Here is an 18,579-nt window from a genome sequence, read left to right on the forward strand (position 1 = left end):
TGCCTTAGAGACAGCTCCGATCTTCAGCTAACGCACCCGTTAGTTTAAGTACAAAATTCCACATACATTTTCAGTTAAATTAACCCCATACTTTTTCTATGCAAAAGCTATACCGTATTCACTGTTTTTTTAGTAAAGATCAGCAAAAAAAAGAATTATTCATCTCCATTACCCATTGCTATACCAAGGCCTACTAAGCTTCCTGGACTTCTTTTTTTAAAAGCTTTTGTACGCTGCTTAAGCCTGGTGCATTAGAAGTTTATTAAAAAGTAAAATCAACTTTAGTACTTTATAAATAAGCGTGAAATAAAATAGTTACAATAATAAGTAATTCTAGACCAATAAAAGAGAGAGCTATTTTGAAATACTAGCTCTCTGCAATTTATTATGTTTATATAATTAAATGGATAGTACTCCGAACAATACACCAACAATTATCATAACTAATGCTGTACCTACCGCATACTTGGCTGTAAAGCGAATATGATCACCTATTTCTATACCAAGAAGCCCCATTAATATATAGATAGAACCTTGGAGTGGACTTAACAAGTGCAAGGGTTGTCCTAATAAAGAAGCTTGTCCAACTTCCATCGGATGGATACCGAAGTTGGCAGCTGTTTCTGCCATAATCGGAATAATCCCGAAATAAAAGGGAGCATTCGCCATGAAAAATGTAAATGGCATGCTTATAAGTGCAACAATAACTGTTAATTTTGGTCCGAGAGAGTCTGGAATAACTGCTATTAGGGTATCTGCCATCGCGCTAACCATGCCAGTACCATCTATAATCCCAGTAAATACACCTGCTGCAAATATCATGGAGACAACAGTTAATATATTACCTGCATGTGCGTGTAAGCGATCCTTCTGGTCCTGCAAGTTTGGATAATTTACAATCATAACGATGGCAAAGCCGAGCATGAATAACGCAGGCAACGGTAGGAAGCCCGTAAGTAAAGCTGCCAATACTAAAATCGTAAGGCCTAGGTTAAACCAAAATAATTTAGGTCGTTTTATTGATGAGTCCATTCCTACCTCAACTGCAGCAGCAATTTCTTCTTCGTTAAAAGCTTCAATATTGATAACTCCTAATCTCTTACGCTCACGTCGACCCAAGAAGTAAGCCACTCCTAAAATCCATAACACACCCGCAATCATAGAAGGAATGATTGGCAAAAGCAAGTCTATTATATCCACTTTTACCGCCGCCGTAGCTTGGGCAGCTGGTCCCCCCCACGGTAACAAGTTCATAACCCCCATCGCCAATGCAGGAATGCAGGCCAAAATGAGTTTATTCATACCCAGTTTATTATATAAAGGAAGAAAAGCTGTTACTACAATAAGGTAGGTAATAGTACCATCACCATCTAAAGCAACTACCAATGATAAAATTGCAGTGCCCAGTACAATTTTTAATGGGTCACCGCCTACCATTTTTAAAATTCTTGATACTAGTGGATCAAATAATCCTGTATCAATTAATACACCAAAATAAAGAATGGCAAAAATAATCATAATAGCAGTAGGAGCTATAGTCTCGAGACCTTTTAACATCATCGGTCCTAAATCCGTAAACCCTGCAATTAGCGCAAAAACGATTGGAACAACCGTCAGTGCACTGAACGCTGATAAGCGCTTACTCATGATTAAATACATAAATACCACAATCATGGCAAATCCCAGAAATGTTAACATAGTATGCCCCCTCTTTATCTTCCCTGAATTTTTAGAATACATGTTGAATACGTTATTTCGAATCATATATGAAAATTTTCTATAGTATAAGTTAGCACTGCTTAATGACTATTAACATCATTTCATTGTAAGGGTTTACAAAATTGACATTATTGAATTCCCCTATAATTGTTGCTATGAACCATATCTTGAAGTACTAGTAATTATACATCCAATTGATCATTAGATCCGTTAAGATAATATTACCAATACGCTGGTATCTTGCTCTTTTAATAGTCTCATCTGATTTTTACAGTTTTAAATTATTCACTTAATTACACCTCTTTTTCATTTTAAATTTTTTTATGAATCACCACTTTAATTAAAGAGTGCTCATTACATGTAAGAAATTTTTCTAATAGTTAAAGTAACATAAAGATCATTTATTACCTTTAAACAAAAAAACTCAAAAAGATAACGTTTTCAAAAACCTTTAATTTTAAAAATAAAGCAATATTCGGTGATTCTTAGATTCCAATAGTCATTCAGCATATTATAATAATTACTTTTACTGAAATATTCAGACATGTACTGGTGAATATTTTTAACAAAACCAGAAATTGGAGAAAACTAACTATATCCCTAAGAATTATTGTCCTTTTTGTAGTAATATTTTTTACCTTTATAGTTTATGTTGTAATATTTTTAACTATTAAAAGCATACTATCATGGATGCTTATTAAAAGTAAACCTTTTTTTATCAAGCAGGAAGTAGATGATGGTGAGTAGGATATCTGGTTAAGAAGAAATAAAAAGGTGATAGGAACAAGGATTTAATTGAATCCTTGCTCCTATCACCTTTTAAATTTAATCACTATAGTGATAATTCATTTTGGTAAGAATTGAATTAATTTCATCAAGACGATTTTTGGTTTTTTCAGGATAATTGATGGCTATGGCGCTTACAAGATAATCTGCTACAAGCATAGATGCTATTGGTGAATTATGAAAAGCGATACTACTAGAATTACATGGCAAGACTAAATCTGAATACTTAACTAGAGGAGAAGAATAACTATCAGTAATAGAAATAATTTGTGCGTTATTGTCTTTAGCTGCCATCGCGAATTCAACAATTCTTCTAGCGTATCTTGGAAAAGAGGTTGCGATGACTAAATCCTTCGAAGTAAAATTAATTCCTTTATCAACCCAATCGCTTAAATCAGCAACAATCAATTCACAGTTTCCAAGTAGACGATTAAGTCCAAAAGTTAAATGTTGTGCCACTGGTAATCCACTTCTCACACTGGTACAAAATATTCGATCTGCAGACACAATCATTTCCACCGTTTTATTTAAACTCTCCGTGGAAATCATCTCTACTGTAGATTGAATATTATTGAGTTGACTTTCTGCAGAGCGAATCCACAAATCACTTTCATTTAAATCTTTTAAATTTGCCTCTAATCTAATTTGAGGAGCTGCTCTATTACGTAAAAGTTCCTGAAGTCCTTTTTGAAATTCAGTATATCCCGAATAATTCAGACTAAAAGTCAATCTCATAATGGTGGTAGTACTAGTTCCTACAATTCCAGCCAACTGATCTACGGTTAAAAAAGCGACATCCACAGGATTTTTAATAATATAGTCCGCAACTCTTTGTTGTGTTTCTGTTAATTCTGATATCTTGTTTTTTAATTTTAATATTGGGTTTTCCATAAGATTCGCTCCAATTGAACATATTATAGTGTAAATTTTATATTTTTTTATTCTAATAAAGTATTTATTACGATATTTAATTGAATTTTATCATTTTTATTTATTAATGTAAAAAAGAGTCCCTTAATAAGAGTATTAATAATTTCCTTACCTGAAACTTCTAGAACGTATGCATGATTATTTCATAAGTAGTAAATAAAATTAATTTCTATTAGCACTTCGGAATAAATGAGCTAATAAAGGTGATTGAACCTTTCAAGTTAACAATCTAATTCGCTTTCTTTGTTCTTTAGCCCTTTTTCTTCTTAAAATTCAGTTTCTTTTCAATGTCATAAAAAAAAGGGTTTACTTTAATAAATAACGCTGTTAGTATACATTTAAGTTATTAGTAATAAATATTACCCCCAAACTAGTTTTAGTAATATTTATTACTTTAAAACTGAAGTTAAGAAAAATAGTGGATTTTCCAATGACCTACAAATCTTTTTTTGTCAATAAACTTAGAAAAATAACGTGACAAAGTGTTGAAGAGACAGGAAATACACTAAAAATTATGTAATTTTTGAAAGCGTTATCTTAGTTGATTGTACAGCAAAGATAACAAGTTACATTTAGTAGCTAATTGTTTAGTTAATGGAAACATAAAAAAGTAAAAAGGAGTGTATGTCATTGAGTAACTTAGCACCGTTATTGTCGGAAGAAATTATCGAAAGAGCAAAACGTCTTAACACTACACTTATATCAGATGCGATGGGATGTACAGGTTCTATGGATTATAAAATAAAGCCTGTAGCACCAGGTATGAAAGTAGTTGGTACTGCTTTAACTGTAAGCTTAAGACCTGGAGATAATTTGTTCCTTCATCAAGCTATCTATGATGGGAAAGAAGGTTATGTATTAGTTGCGGATGGAAAAGGACATACTTCAAACGCCTACCTTGGAGAATTGATGGCAGGAGCTGCGAAAGCCATTGGACTTGAAGGAGTCATCATTGATGGATTAGTACGTGATAAAGAAACACTTAGCGAATTAAAATTTCCTATTTTTGCAAAAGGGTTTATTCCAAACGGTCCTCTTAAAGATGGTCCTGGTGAGCTTCATAAACCTATTTCTTGTGGAGGGGTATCCGTAATTCCAGGGGATTTGATCATTGGTGATGATGATGGTGTTATTGTGGTTCCAAGAGACAAGATTGAAGTGGCTCTTTCTAAGGCAGAGAAAAAACTAGATTATGAGAAAACGCGCATAGAGACCATTACAGCTTATGAAACAACCCGCAAGCAAGGCAAACCAGAAGGAAGCATTGAACCTCCTTGGTTGAGAGAACAAATAAAAGCGTATGGACTATAAAAAGAAGGGAGAACTTTAGAATGAAATTAGGTTTTATTGGATTTGGAGAAGCAGCCTTTGAATTATCCGTCGGATTAAAACAAGAAGGTTTAGAAAAGATCCTGGCTCATGATGTCATGTTAGACCATCCTACTTTCGGTCCGCAAATAAAAGAACGGGCTATACAAGCGCAAGTGGAGCTTCGTTCTAATCCCGAGGGCGTATTAAATGAAGTTGATGTAGTCATGGTAGCAGTACCAGCAGATAAAGCTTATGGGGTTAGCGAAGTGTTAAAACTTCATCTGAAGAAAGATTGTATTTACGTTGATGTATCGGCTTCGACTCCTGTAGTAAAACAAAATATTAACAAAAACATTCAAGAAAAGAATGCATTTTTTGTCGACGCAGCAATGTTAGGGCCCTTACCAGTTTATAAACATAAAGTTCCTATTTCAGCAAGTGGCAACGGAGTGGATCGGCTTATCGCATTAATGACTCCATACGGCATGGATATAACTAAGGTGAGTGAGAATCCTGGCGACGCTTCTGCTATAAAACTAGTCCGTAGTATTTATATGAAAGGAGTAGCCGCCCTTTATCTAGAGTTGTTAGAGGCCGCCCATGAATTTAATATAGAAGAATTGGTTTTAGATTCGATAAGTGAAACGATGGATAGCAAGAGCTTTAAAGAAACCATGAATCGATTAGTAACGGGAACGTCTATTCATGCATTAAGAAGATCAATTGAACTAGATGGTTCTATCCAAATGTTAGAAGCTTCTAATCTTAATTCAGTCATGTCTAAGGCAGCAAAAAACAAATTAGAAAGATTAGCTACATTCAATTTGAAAGAGAAGTTTAAAGGTCAAAAACCGGATTATTGGTTAGAAGTCATTAAAGCATGCAAAGAAGAGAATACAATTTTAAGTAGTTAAATGAAATAAGCTATATTACTATTATGGGGTACCACCATTGTTACATGGTCCTTTGTGCTTCGAATCAAAAACACCGCCCCTTGGATTTTACATTATCTACCTAAGAGAATATTGATTTTTAGTGTGACAATTTTTTGTGATGGTAAATTTGTTTATTTCTCCAATGCTATTGCACAAAACAGAGCAACCCTTCGAGGATGGAGATTTTATAACTGAACTTCAATTTTCAAGACCCAAATTATAAAAACCTTAATAAATAAAGGAGAGCACATATTAACCATTTATAATATGTACTCTCCTTTTTTCTTTTAGTGAGCTAACTCACCCGTTTGTTTAAGTACATTCCTTCACAAAACTTGTCATTTGCCATTTCTATTATCACAGGAATGCTGCCTCTATTAGCTCAACCAACAGGACTTCAATCCCTCTTGAAACAGTCCCCCTTTAGCTTAGAAGGATAAAATAATGTTGACGTTGAATATACATTAAATAATCAATTACTGTTTTAAATCAACAAAATTAGAGGAGTTATTCTAATGAATAATATTTTTGAGGTCTTGTTTACAGAAGAAATTTTAAAACGTATCGACAACTTAAGCGCAAATTCAAAACCATCATGGGAAAAAATGGATGTAGCACAAATGTTAGCTCATTGCTCATCCTTCCAAGACATTGCTATGGGCTATTCTATGCCTCCAAGAGGTTGGTTAGGGCTATTAATAGGTCGGTTTGCAAAAACCATGTTTTATAATGACAAGCCCCTACCGCATAATATGTCTACTATTCCAACCATTTTAATAACCGATAAAAAAGATTTTGAAATAGAAAGAGAAAGATTGAAAGAAAAAATTACAACCTTCCAAAAGAATGGACCAGAGGCTTGTACAAGTCACCCACATCCTTTTTTCGGAAGACTTTCTTCCGAGCAATGGGGACATGGAATTTATAAGCATCTTGACCATCATTTAAAACAGTTTGGGGTTTAGTAACGGTAATTTAATTATGGACGAAAATCAACAATCCGGTAAAATTGGATTGGATAGTAAGGTTTGAGCTTTAACCATTACTGGTTTCCTTAATGAACTAACCTGCCCCTTTAGTTCCATAAGAAAAAGCTGTCTTTAAGACAGCTCTGATCTTCAGCTAAAGCACCCGTTAGTTCATTAAGAAAAGCGATTGTTATTAAAGAATCGCGCCCGTTTGTTGAACAACATATTCAATTTCTACTAAAGAATTAACCTAATTATGATAGGCTTCTCTGTTACTGGTCTAAATGCGGTTTTATTCTTATGAATCATAACAATATTAAATAAATCATCTAAAATGAATGTACGATCTTGTCTTACTTATTTATTTTCCAATTTAATGTGAGGAGCTCCTACTTACTATAAATTGCGAAGCATTTCCTTTATTTCATCACGTTTTTGAATAGTTGTATCGTTTTCACTTGGAAAAATTGCTGTGGCACCACCGTCATTTTCAACATCAACTAGTAAATCGTCTAAAAAATTCGAAAGTGGCATGTTGAACGCTTCGTATGACTCATCTAAATTGGCAGCCTTCATTTCAGCAAAGCTTCGGCTTGGCCAAACAGGTAGTAAAAATGGATAGTCTCCATCATCCTCTAATAGCAATAAGTCGCCATTTTTTTCGCGTAGTAACCACACCTGTTCATCCGTTGCAACCATACCATAAAAATATGCAAGTCGCTTTTCAGCAGGACGGTTTAAAATAAATCGTTTAATTAATTTCATATAGGCCATTCCTTTACGATAATTATTAAAAAATATACCAAATAAAATAGAGAGTTACTACATTTCCAAGCATCGTTAATTGCATGATACATTCTGACTTATACAAGGAAAGCCATAATTCACCTCTACACTCTACTTTTCTCTAAATTATACCAGTTCTTATGCAACTAACCTGCCCCGTTAGTGCCATAAGAAAAAGCTGCCTTAAAGACAGCTCCGATTTTCAGCTAACGCACCCGTTTGTTTAAGTACAATCCTTCACAAACTCTTATCGGCAAATGAAGAATCTCCCCTATTGTATTTCAGTAACTTCTGAACAAACTTCATTTTCGAAAGTCCGAACCCTATCAAAGCACCCAACATATTAAGGATGAAATCATCAATATCAAAACTTCCTCTTCTTATAACTATTTGTATGACTTCAATAACGAATAACAATATAATCATAGCAATTGAAAATATACTTACTTTTTTTATTCTTTTTATAAAGTAAGGCAGATAGATACCCATTGGCAAAAACATAATCAAGTTACCAACTAGGTTTTTTATAGGTATATCCATATTCATGCTTCCGCTAAAAATTGCATTTGTGTATGTACTTATCGTTTTAAATGGAACGAAATTTGATGAACTCTTTATATATTCCAACAAAGTCAAATCTCCCCATACATTACCTCTTGTACCCAAGAATAATAGAACTAACAATGCAAATAAATAAAAAATAAAACTGATGCTTAAAACAATCTTTATAAATCTTTTCATATTCCTCTCCCGTTTTTAATTTTTGTATTTTCTATAAGTCTTTGAATATTATACCATTTTTAACTAAACTGCCCCGTTAGTTCCATAAGAAAAAGCTGCCTTAGAGACAGCTCTGATCTTCAGCTAACGCATCGTTCATTAGGGATAAAACCTCATCCTCCTGTTAAAATCTCTATAAAAATAATGGTAAAAACAAAAGCTATCAAAGAAAGTAAAACTCTATTAAATAAATGAATAGGCATTAGACGTTCCTTTAGCTTAAAGTATCCATTTAACACGACGATTAGTATAGCAAAATGAATAATCATTGCTATTAAATCAGTGTAAGTAAAGGGCTTGCTTATGTAACTATCTGAGTAAAACCCTGTTAGGATTATTACAGTAAAAAGAATAAATTGGATTCCAAAATATTTAATAAGATTCAATCTGCATAAGCTCCTTCTCAATTTCACATTGTGTTTCACCATTATTGTAGCTGTAAGAAATAACTTTGGGAAACAGTACATATCGAGAAAACTTCTTTAACTAACCTGCCCCGTTAGTTCCATAAGGAAAGAGCTGCCTTTAAAGACAGCTCCAATCTTCAGCTAACGCACCCGTTAGTTGATTAACAACATAGTATAAGCATTATTAGTTGGCTAAATTTTGAGTGGGGCTTTAACAGACCCTCACACCTTCAACTGCTAACATATACATCGTTAAAGATTCAGCATCACGCATCATCCATTCACGATAATCGTTTTCAGCACTCACATAATCCTGCTCACAAATAAAACCGTCTCTCGCCATTTGAACTCCTCTGCTTGATGCAGTATCAGCCCATATCCCAATGCGAGTTTGAAAATCAGGGCCCCTTCTATTTGTTACCTCATGAAGGGGGGTTATAGTAATATCTTCTATACCAACTTTTCGAAAAAGTCCAGGAAGGTTATCGGCAATTGTATTATCCATACCTGCTTCCGCACGCCATTTCAAATAGGCAGCGTAAAAGTTGAGCATACTTGAAGGTGGCAGGGGATTCCATGAAATCTTTTCATGGTTATAATCCGCAATTAAAATGCGACCTCCAATTTTTGCAGCAGATGTCATCATTTTCAATCCTTTTAATGGGTCGGATAACCATATTAAAACCCGTGAACAGGTAACAATGTCAAATTGTTGTTCATAAGGAAGATTATAAATGTCACCTGTTTCAAATGATAATCCTGGTATTTCGCCATATGATTGACGTGCTTTTTGAATTAAGGTTGGATTACTGTCAATTCCTACTACACGTCCATTTGGACCCACAGCTTCTGCTATGCCTCTAGTAATTGCCCCTGTACCACATCCAATATCAAGAATTGCCATGCCTTCCGTAATAATTTCTGCAAGCCTTTTGTGTGAGTTTGTTAACGTTCTGGAATCTAATACATTTGTTAACTTTCCAGATAATTCAGCACGATTTCGAGCCATTTTTGTATCCAAACGTGATTCCCCTCCCCTGTGTTTATTGCAATTTTCAATAAATTCATTTTACCATTTAAGGTTTTATTGTTCTTTATTCCAAAAAATAATTAATAAGGTTCCTCATTAAAATCTAAGTAAATTCAATAACGGTTCCCTTCAAGGAAACTTCCCTTTGTTGTTGAACTAAACTGCCCCGTTAGTGCCATAAGAAAAAGGCTGCTTCAGCAACCTTCCTTATTGAAGTAAAGCACCCGATAGTTTAAGTATAATCATTCACAATCTCTATTAACTTCTCTAAAATTTTTAAGTTATGTACAAAAACTATACTTTGACATCGCATAAAGTATGGAGATTATTTCAAGTAAAATAAAACTGCCAAGTTGATTTTTAAACTCACTTATTTATTGAGTTCATTAGTTGGAAGAAGTATTCAGGTTTGTGAGTCTTATTTAGGTTATACCACGAATGTAATGTATCTGGTGCAAATACATCTAATTTTTTCAGTACTTCCTTCGCAAATTCCAAAGGAGCTACTCCTGATGCAGTAACCAAATTTTCACCAGTTACTACAGGCTCCATCTCATAAAAATTTTCCCCTTTATAATTAGGACAGACCATTTTAATATACTCTAAGCTATTGCTTGTATGCTTTCTAGAATCTAGATACCCCATATTCGCTAGTCCCTCAGTTGCACCACAAATAGCAGCAACAATAGTGCCAAGCTTTAAAGCCTCGCCAATTTTTTTCAAGATAGGTTGATGAATTGCTTCTCCCCAAGTATTCCCTCCAGGTAGAATTACAAGATCTTTACTATCAAAGTTACATTCATCAAGGGAAATATCTGGTTTTATATTCAGTCCCCCCATCGTAGTAATAATTTCTTTGTTCGCTCCTACTGTAATTACTTTTAAAGGTGCAAAATCTTTTTTGAAATATCTTCCTGAATTTAGTTCAGCAATTAAATATCCATATTCCCAGTCTGACATTGTATTAAATACATATAGATAAACTTTTTTTATTTTCATCCACTAACACTCCAATCATAATTTTCTAGTTTTATTTTTCCACATCAAAAGCTACTCCACCAAAAAAGAACGTACGTTCCTTTTAATGTGATTATATACCACAATTAACCAATAGTCTATTTCTTATGGAACTATACTGCCCCGTTAGTGCCATAAGAAAAGGAGCTGATGATCAGCTCCTGGTAATGAAGTAAAGGACTGTTAGCTTAATATGAATTATTTACTTAGTTGTTCATTATAAATACTAATTGAATGTACCTTCTCTTTTAATAAGTTATCTATTATTTGCTTTAGTACCCTGGGTTCACGTAGTTCTTCATTATCAAATTTCACAAGGTCATTCACCTTAATCCATCTACTGTCTAAAATTTCATCTTCTTCAAGATTTAATGAACCACCATTAACCTCACCAGTAAAATGAAATAGAATAACTTGATTGTTTGTACTACTGATAAAATTATATACACCCGTTGTACCATTAAGTTTTACATCAAAGCCTGTTTCCTCTTTTACCTCCCTACGAGCTGAATAGAGAATGTCTTCACCATATTCAATGCGTCCACTTGGAAAGTTCCACTTATCAATAGCAGTTGGTTCATTTTCTCTAATTATTAAGACTTCATCATCTCTGAATATTGATACACTAACTACTAAAACTATCCCATTATGAGCCATCCTTTTCTCCTCAAGTATTTAATTTTATATTTATTACTACCTTTTTCTCTAATTAACACCTGATTACCTTCTACTACCACTAACCTGCCCCTTTAGTTCCATAAGAAACTTCTATGGCGGCGCTCCTCGCCGCCACCATCTACTACGAAAATCCAAACTCAAAAATAGAGTCTAACCCATAAACCCCTTGACGATAATGGATGATAACAATACAACCAGGCTGAACTTTTTTTGGTGGATCTTAAGGAAGATACCCTGTATAAGAAACTGGTTGTGACAGTATGGAAGAACCATTTAGTGTACTGCTAGTACGTATACAAAAATTTTTGCAACAAATCTACTGTCATATGTATTGTTAATCTTTTATTGAGGTGATTCTCCTATGGAAGCAATGATTGAACGGTGTGCTGGCCTAGATGTACACCAAGAAACAGTGGTAGCCTGTGTATTATTTGGTCCATTAGATAAAAAGCCAAAAACCTCTATTGAAACGTTTTCAACTACAACTACGGGACTCTTGGCTTTAAGTGATTGGCTAGCTACCCTTCAGGTATCCGATGTTGTGATGGAAAGTACCGGAGTCTACTGGAAACCAATATGGAATATACTCGAAGGATCTTTTCACCTTGTTCTTGCCAATGCCAGGCATGTCAAAAATGTTCCAGGGCGTAAAACTGATGTGAAAGATGCCGAATGGCTTGCCAAGCTTCTAAGATGCGGACTTATTGAAAGCAATTTTGTCCCACCAGAGGATATTCGTGATTTACGAGATCTTACTCGTTATCGAAAAAAATTGATTCATCATCGCACCTCAGAGCAGAATCGCATTCACAAAATTCTTCAAGATGCTAATATCAAGCTAACATCCGTGCTATCAGACATTTTTGGTGTATCGGGACGCCGTATCCTTGAAGCGATTCTAAACGGTGAAAAAATAGAGACCGATGGTCTTCGAAAAATGGTGGATTGGCGAACAAAAGCAAGTATTACTGACATTGCCAATGCAATTAATGGTCGTATTCGCCGTCATCACCGTGATATGTTGCGTTACCATTGGGATCATATGAGTTATTTAGAAAAAGCCATAAAAGAATTGGAAAAACAAATCGATCAACTCCTGTCCCCATATCGTAAGGAAGTAGAATTATTGGATGGTATACCTGGTGTGAACAAAGCTGCCGCAGCTACTTTTATTGCAGAGATGGGCGTTGATATGTCCGTATTTAAGTCGGCTAAACATCTTGCCTCTTGGGCTGGTGTGAGTCCCGGAAATTACGAAAGTGCTGGTAAAAAAAAACGAGTAAAACCACACAAGGAAATAAAGCATTAAAAACGATGGCCGTAGAGTGTGTATTAGCGACATCAAGGCAAAATAATCGAATTGCTTCACATCGAAAAAGGATTACCAAACGGCAGGGAAAAATGAAGGGACGAATCGCTTCTGCCCATTTACTATTAACGATTGCTTACAACATCTTAAAAACAGGAGAACCCTATCATGAACTAGGTTCAAATTACCTTGAAGAAAAACAAATGAACAAAGAATTAAAAATGATCGAATACCTAAAAAAGAAAGGCTATACAATCGCTCCATCTGAACAACAAACTGCATAACCAGTTAAAATAACGACATGATACATTTACGTCCTTCAAAAAATTAGAATATGGTGGGCTTATTTTGTATGGCCTTTCACGTATATATTTTCATACAAAAAGCTGCCTTAAAGACAGCTCCGATCTTCAGCTAACGCACCCGTTAGTTTAAGTACATTGTTTCACATTCTACAGGATGTAAAGCCTCCTAGTCCTTTTATTTAAAAAAACGACCTCCATCACTTAGGAAAGGTCGTTTTTTGATTAAACTTAATATCCTGTTTTAGAGCTAACAATTTCGCTCAAAGCCTCGTTTATGAACTGCACCCCAATTGTTAGATCATCAGCAGTAGCAGGTCTTCAATGTGATATTCAATTTGAAAACCTTCTTTCAATAATCATTGTCGATATGCGGAATCACTATTTATCGTTTCAACAACCGTCATTAGTTTTTTCATGCCTGTTTGCAGCTGAATTTCGTTTGCATACGAAAAGCTCAGTCTAATCCACGATCTAAGGGCTTGATCTGGATCACATATAGATCCCGGCACGAAGGAAATGGACTGTTCCAAACAGGCATCAAGGAGCTTTTCAACTGAAATTTGTTCTGGAAGTTCCACCCACAAGTTTAATCCTCCTGATGGATCTGTCCATTTCCATGAAGTTGCAGCCAGTTCATTTCTCATTACTTCTTTCCTTAAAAATAGAGCTGTTCGCAATTTCTCCAAGTGAATCTGCATTCGTTCTGAGAAAAAATAGTGCAGGAACATTTTTTGATTAATAAGGGCCGTCCCGTTGTCAGCGAGTGACTTCGAAGTAATCAAGTGGCTCATTAGCGGATGACGGCAAGCTACAGCTGCAACACGCAATCCAGGCGAAACGTATTTACTAAAGCTGCGGATATAGATAACATAGCCATCGGTATCATACGAATAAATCGGGAATGGAGGAGCCTTATCAAAATAAATATCCCTGAAAGGATCATCTTCAACGATGACACATTGATACTTTTCTGCAAGTTCCACCAGCTGTTTTCTTTGCAGAGCAGAAATGGTGCAGCCTGTTGGATTATTGAAGGTTGGATTTGTATAGAAAAACCGCGGTTTATCTTTTTTTAAGATATGTTCTAGCTGATTCAGATCGTAACCGCCCTGCCCAATCTCAATCCCAATAATACGCGCACCATATTGCCTGAAAATATCAATAGCTGAGCTGTATGTAGGCCTCTCAACTAATACTGTATCATTCGCCCTGAGCAGAACCTTTGCCACGAGATCAATGGCCTGTTGAGCACCTGAAGTAATTAACAGCTCATCAATCGGTGCAAAAAAATGGTGCGTCTTGTAAAAGTAGTCTGAAAGGGCTGTCCTCAATTCCTCATCCCCTTGAACAGTCGAATAGGTGCCAAGCACTTTGGGATAGAGGGTAAAAACCTTTTTGACATATTCAGATAAATAAGAATTCGGCAGGAGATTCGGATCAATAATGGCTTGAGAGAATTGATAGTCAACAGCCACCTGATGGATTGATGATGACAACAGGTGGCTATAAGGATAGTCAGCGATTTCTAGCAGCTGAGATTCATTCAAAGAAAAAGATGGATCTTCAGACTTAACAAAGTACCCTGATTTTTCCTTTGCGTATATCTTTTTATGTTCTTTTAATAATTGATAAGCTCTTAGAACAGTCAACCGATTTACTTTCAGTTCCTCCGCCATTCTTCTTACAGAAGGCAGTTTCTCATGTTCCTTCCATTCTTTACGATCAATTTTGGCAAGAACCAAATCGTAAATCTGCTTATAAAGCTCTGAGGATTTTATCTTCACATGAATTCCCCCCAATATCAGTTTAGCACCAAGGTTTGCGATCTGTTCTACCTACAATGAATCTGTTCTATTTCCCGTCCTATATGATGAGTAGCAAGGAGGGATTTACATGATTATCTTTAACTATATTTGTATGTGCTTGATTTTTGGGACAACATTCCTGGCAATAAAAATAGGAGTAGACGAAGGGCTTCCTCCCTTTTTTTCAGCAGGGATCCGATTTTTCATGGCGGGCATCCTTCTATTTTTAATGATGTCGCTGCGAAAAAAAGCAAATCTGGCTGTTCTTTTTTCTAAAGAATCATTCATCACAGGAAGTACGTTAACATTCGGAACGTTTGCTACGCTATATTGGGCGGAACAGTACGTTGCTTCCGGAGTTAGTGCTGTCCTGTCTGCAACGGGACCAATTATGATTTTGCTGATTCAAACAATGTTCTTGCACGTTAAGTTATCTATAAGAACGTTTGTAGGATGTGCAATCAGCTTGATTGGAGTGGCTATGCTCCTTATGCCGAATCTGACTGTTTCCTACGATTCAATATGGCTGATCGCCTGCTTCCTTATTCTGCTTGGTGAAATGGGTTATGCAGCAGGAACGATCTATTCCAAAAAGGTGTCAGAGCGTTTTTCAGGCACCTCACCTATTATGCTGAATGCTGCTCAAATGATTTACGGCGGTGCATTGCTTCTGCTGCTATCTTTGGCATCTGAGCAGATAAACATAGGAGACCTTGCAAATAAGAATGCAATAGGATCGATTGTGTACTTGACCGTTTTTGGCTCTATGATTGCCCAATCCATATACTATTGGCTTGTTTCAAAAACGGACCCGATATTTCCGTCCACATGGCTCTACATCTCCCCCATCATTGCCTTAGGACTTGGGAAGGTCTTGTATCATGAAAATATAACATGGCTCATGTTTTTCGGGGGAATCACAATCATTGCAGGTTTAATTGTGATTAATTCTAAGGCCTTAATCACCCATTTTGCAAATAAGGGCCGTACTGATTCCGTTAAGAGTGAAAGTAACCGCGCTAATAAGGCTTAATGTTCAAGTCTCACATTTAAAAAGCGTTAGAATCCTATTCATTCTAACGCTCTTTTTAAATGTATTTATTTGTTAGCCTTCCTCTCCAATTCAAGCAGCAAGGCTTTCCTTTGAATTCCCCCGTCATATCTCCAAGATCTCCATTAGCAGAAATAACTCTATGAAGAGAATAAGAGTGGATTCCTGATTCGCTCCATTTGCTCGGGCAACTGCCCGAAACCTAGTGGATGCATAAAAAAGAGGGGAAATACCATCTCTTCAACCAACGAGGTCGTTTATTAAATAGTGCCTCCCTCTTGTACATCTTTTTAAAATTTTTGTTATATCTCCTACAGAGCTTAAAAGTATCCTCTCAAAAAAATTTTCCTTCTTCAACTAAATTCCAGTTACATAAATTATAAAATAGCTTTACTCCGTATTCCACAATATGGCCAAATTGTTGAACAAGGATCAAACAGCACTCTTGAAATCCCTCAGTATGATAGCTATATCTCTCGAATGCTCACTTATTCGCAGGATTTCATAACCCTTGAAAAAATATTAACGGTTAAAAGCAATGAGCTCAGATCATTTTGGCTTCATGGAGGCATAGTTAAATAAAGGAGTAATAGAAAGCTCCATATTCCACCATATAATGCATGAAATCTCCACTCCGCCTCTGGAGGCTTTCCCTCCCATGTCTCAACGGGTCATCAAAAATATGTCCTCTTATTCCTGCGTCATGCCTATCCAAGGGGTGGATGCCAGTTATGCTAACCTAATGGGTCGGTGCCCTTTTGTTCAAGAAATCTGGTACTCCGTGCATCGTGCTATTGGAAATCTTCTTATGTTTTCTTACACATACTACTTCTTGTGATTTAATAACAAAAAAAGGATAGCTAGGCATACCGCACTTGGTCATATATGAACGTGGACCATTGAATATTATTAGAGCCTTAACATATGAAGCAAGAACTCAGATTTTAGAAGAGCCGATTTTCGCAGAAAGTCGGCTTTTTCTCTAACTTTGTGAAGTATTGTACTTAAACTAACCTGCCCCGTTAGTTCATTAAGAAAAGCGATTCTTATTAAAGAATCGCGCCCTCTTGTTGAACACTAACTTCACCGCTACATCTGTGATATACCGATTATGAATAAAGCGAAAACAAAGCTAATAAAAGTAAAACCAGCAAGGGGAACCGCAAAGGCTTTGTTGTTCTTAAACTCAAATATTGTAAATAAGGCACCTAAAGCACAAACAATAAACCATATTGGGATAAAAATTAAGTCTGCAACATTAACAGGAAGCAATGTATAAAAACCTGTAATGTATAATATCCAATTGATAATTAATAGACCGAATATACAATAAGACCACTTATAAGGAGATGAACCTTTCCATATTTTCTAACCATTAGTAATGGAAAAACGAAGATAATAACTAATATAGCTCCAAAAAGTCCAATTAAAATCGAAGTTAACCCCAAAAAAACACTCCTTTCACATTGAATGATTCAATTACTCTGTCTCTTTAACGAAATGGTGCCATCCTTTATTTTAGATAGGCATCAGCCCATAAAGAAGCACCCACTTAATTAATTTATTTATTGTTATTATAAAACAACTATTTATTGTTTTACAATAAATAGTTGTTTTATTTTGATATATTTGTATCGTTAAACTAATATCCTCTTCTCATTTAATGAATAAAAAAGCACCTCTAAATAGATAGAGATACTTTAAAAAATATAGTTAATCTTAAACAAACCTACTTCATTAAATACAATCCTCCATAATTTGGCCCTTAATGGAAAAACATGACTGACGTTTAAACAACTTTATTATGTTTTAAACTTAATGTCCCTTAACAGTATTCTTTATGGAACTGATAACGGTAGCTGGGGTAGAACGTTCCTGCCCGTGGGGCTTGGACCCCGTCAACTAAACAGTTCACCCCCTACTTGTGGAAACATGATTAGGCTGGTTGGGACTACGATCTCGTATAACAAGCGAAGCTATTATACTACAAGAAGGATTTAGGGGTACCGGCAATATTCTTTAGGAGGAGATAATAAATGAATCCAGTAGTTGGTCTGGATGTAGCCAAAGGTGAAAGTCAGGTTCAAGCATTCTTGGAGAAGAAGAAGCCTTATCAAGGCAGTTTTAAAGTTACGCATACCATTGAAGGACTAGAAACACTCTTTCACTTTCTGAGAGAAATAGAAAATACAACAGGGATCAAACCTCCGATTGTATTGGAATCTACGGGGCATTATCATACGCCCGTTGTACAGTATTTTGAGGAGAGAGGTTACTTATTAATTATCGTTAACCCACTCATTTCTTATCGTGCGAAGAGCTCTAGTTTACGCAAAGTAAAGACAGATATAATCGATGCACGTCACCTCTGCGAGCTGTACTATAAAGAGGATTTAGAGCCTTATAAAAAACGAGGGATACAACTCTTAAATCTTCGTAATCTTTCAAGACAACACGCAAATATAACGGGTATCTATGTTCAAACAAAACTACAGTTTCAGGCTGTTCTTGATCAAGTATTTCCTGAATATAGAGGGGTTTTTGGAGATTTGTATTCGGTTGTTTCTTTGCTTACTCTATTAGAATTCCCTACTTCTGAAGACATATTAGCAGTCGATGAAGAAACTGTAGCAAATAGGATTAATGAACTTTGTCCAAGTCGTTCTAGAAAGTGGGCGAATACACAGGCAGAGAAACTTATGGCTGCCTCAGCTCGAAATCCTTTTCAGAGAACCTTATATCAGAGTCACATTTTAAGCCTA

Annotated in this window: 16 protein-coding genes; 8 read left to right on the plus strand and 8 right to left on the minus strand. The window is 35.6% G+C overall.

Going from position 1 to position 18,579, the window contains the following annotated elements; genetic code table 11:
• Positions 1–399 precede the first annotated feature (399 nt).
• Entirely contained in the window at positions 400–1,698 is a 1,299-nt protein-coding gene (locus tag ACFX4I_RS22530) for a CitMHS family transporter (RefSeq protein ID WP_239859457.1), read from the minus strand.
• Between the two features lie 846 nt (positions 1,699–2,544).
• A complete protein-coding gene (locus ACFX4I_RS22535; protein WP_076370312.1) occupies positions 2,545–3,396 on the minus strand; it encodes a MurR/RpiR family transcriptional regulator in 852 nt (283 codons plus the stop codon).
• A 669-nt stretch (positions 3,397–4,065) separates the two neighbouring features.
• Between ACFX4I_RS22535 and ACFX4I_RS22540 the strand changes: the two genes are divergently transcribed.
• From ACFX4I_RS22540 to ACFX4I_RS22550, 3 genes are all read left to right on the plus strand, one after another.
• A complete protein-coding gene (locus tag ACFX4I_RS22540) occupies positions 4,066–4,746 on the plus strand; it encodes an RraA family protein (RefSeq protein WP_081395730.1) in 681 nt (226 codons plus the stop codon).
• A 20-nt stretch (positions 4,747–4,766) separates the two neighbouring features.
• Positions 4,767–5,660, plus strand: a complete 894-nt coding sequence (locus tag ACFX4I_RS22545) for a prephenate dehydrogenase/arogenate dehydrogenase family protein (protein ID WP_377423127.1) — start codon at positions 4,767–4,769, stop codon at positions 5,658–5,660.
• Positions 5,661–6,196: 536 nt separating this feature from the next.
• Positions 6,197–6,646 (plus strand): DUF1569 domain-containing protein, encoded by a 450-nt coding sequence (locus tag ACFX4I_RS22550; protein WP_377423129.1) that lies wholly within the window; start codon positions 6,197–6,199, stop codon positions 6,644–6,646.
• 399 nt (positions 6,647–7,045) lie between these two features.
• On the opposite strand, the gene ACFX4I_RS22555 is transcribed toward ACFX4I_RS22550, so the two are convergent.
• The 5 genes from ACFX4I_RS22555 to ACFX4I_RS22575 form a co-directional block, all read right to left on the minus strand.
• Positions 7,046–7,414 carry a DUF2750 domain-containing protein gene (locus tag ACFX4I_RS22555; RefSeq protein ID WP_377423131.1) on the minus strand — a complete coding sequence of 123 codons (369 nt, stop codon included), beginning with the start codon at positions 7,412–7,414 and terminating at the stop codon, positions 7,046–7,048.
• A 258-nt stretch (positions 7,415–7,672) separates the two neighbouring features.
• Positions 7,673–8,176, minus strand: a complete 504-nt coding sequence (locus ACFX4I_RS22560) for a VanZ family protein (RefSeq protein ID WP_377423134.1) — start codon at positions 8,174–8,176, stop codon at positions 7,673–7,675.
• Positions 8,177–8,833: 657 nt separating this feature from the next.
• Complete coding sequence (locus ACFX4I_RS22565; RefSeq protein WP_377423136.1) at positions 8,834–9,643, minus strand: class I SAM-dependent methyltransferase; 810 nt, start codon at positions 9,641–9,643, stop codon at positions 8,834–8,836.
• Positions 9,644–10,018: 375 nt separating this feature from the next.
• Positions 10,019–10,651: a type 1 glutamine amidotransferase family protein gene (locus tag ACFX4I_RS22570; RefSeq protein ID WP_230304196.1), complete on the minus strand. Its 633-nt coding sequence runs from the start codon at positions 10,649–10,651 to the stop codon at positions 10,019–10,021.
• A gap of 216 nt (positions 10,652–10,867) precedes the next feature.
• The gene (locus ACFX4I_RS22575) at positions 10,868–11,326 is read right to left on the minus strand and encodes an NUDIX hydrolase (protein WP_230304341.1); all 459 of its coding nucleotides are present in this window, start codon (positions 11,324–11,326) and stop codon (positions 10,868–10,870) included.
• Positions 11,327–11,708: 382 nt separating this feature from the next.
• Between ACFX4I_RS22575 and ACFX4I_RS22580 the strand changes: the two genes are divergently transcribed.
• Together ACFX4I_RS22580 and ACFX4I_RS22585 are read left to right on the plus strand one after the other, a co-directional pair.
• Positions 11,709–12,656, plus strand: coding sequence for an IS110 family RNA-guided transposase (locus ACFX4I_RS22580; protein ID WP_377423138.1), 948 nt, complete (start codon positions 11,709–11,711; stop codon positions 12,654–12,656).
• Between the two features lie 5 nt (positions 12,657–12,661).
• Positions 12,662–12,940, plus strand: a complete 279-nt coding sequence (locus ACFX4I_RS22585; RefSeq protein ID WP_048883312.1) for a hypothetical protein — start codon at positions 12,662–12,664, stop codon at positions 12,938–12,940.
• Between the two features lie 377 nt (positions 12,941–13,317).
• Here ACFX4I_RS22585 and ACFX4I_RS22590 read toward each other — a convergent pair whose 3' ends face one another.
• The gene (locus ACFX4I_RS22590; RefSeq protein ID WP_377423146.1) at positions 13,318–14,751 is read right to left on the minus strand and encodes an aminotransferase-like domain-containing protein; all 1,434 of its coding nucleotides are present in this window, start codon (positions 14,749–14,751) and stop codon (positions 13,318–13,320) included.
• Positions 14,752–14,854: 103 nt separating this feature from the next.
• Between ACFX4I_RS22590 and ACFX4I_RS22595 the strand changes: the two genes are divergently transcribed.
• The 3 genes from ACFX4I_RS22595 to ACFX4I_RS22605 form a co-directional block, all read left to right on the plus strand.
• Positions 14,855–15,799, plus strand: a complete 945-nt coding sequence (locus ACFX4I_RS22595; RefSeq protein ID WP_230302363.1) for a DMT family transporter — start codon at positions 14,855–14,857, stop codon at positions 15,797–15,799.
• A gap of 1,129 nt (positions 15,800–16,928) precedes the next feature.
• A complete protein-coding gene (locus ACFX4I_RS22600; protein ID WP_377423141.1) occupies positions 16,929–17,096 on the plus strand; it encodes a hypothetical protein in 168 nt (55 codons plus the stop codon).
• A gap of 757 nt (positions 17,097–17,853) precedes the next feature.
• On the plus strand, positions 17,854–18,579 hold a 726-nt coding region (locus ACFX4I_RS22605; RefSeq protein ID WP_377423142.1), incomplete at its 3' end, for an IS110 family transposase.

The organism is Peribacillus sp. YIM B13472, from assembly GCF_042788005.1.
GTDB classification, from domain to species: Bacteria; Bacillota; Bacilli; order Bacillales; family DSM-1321; genus Peribacillus; species Peribacillus simplex_E.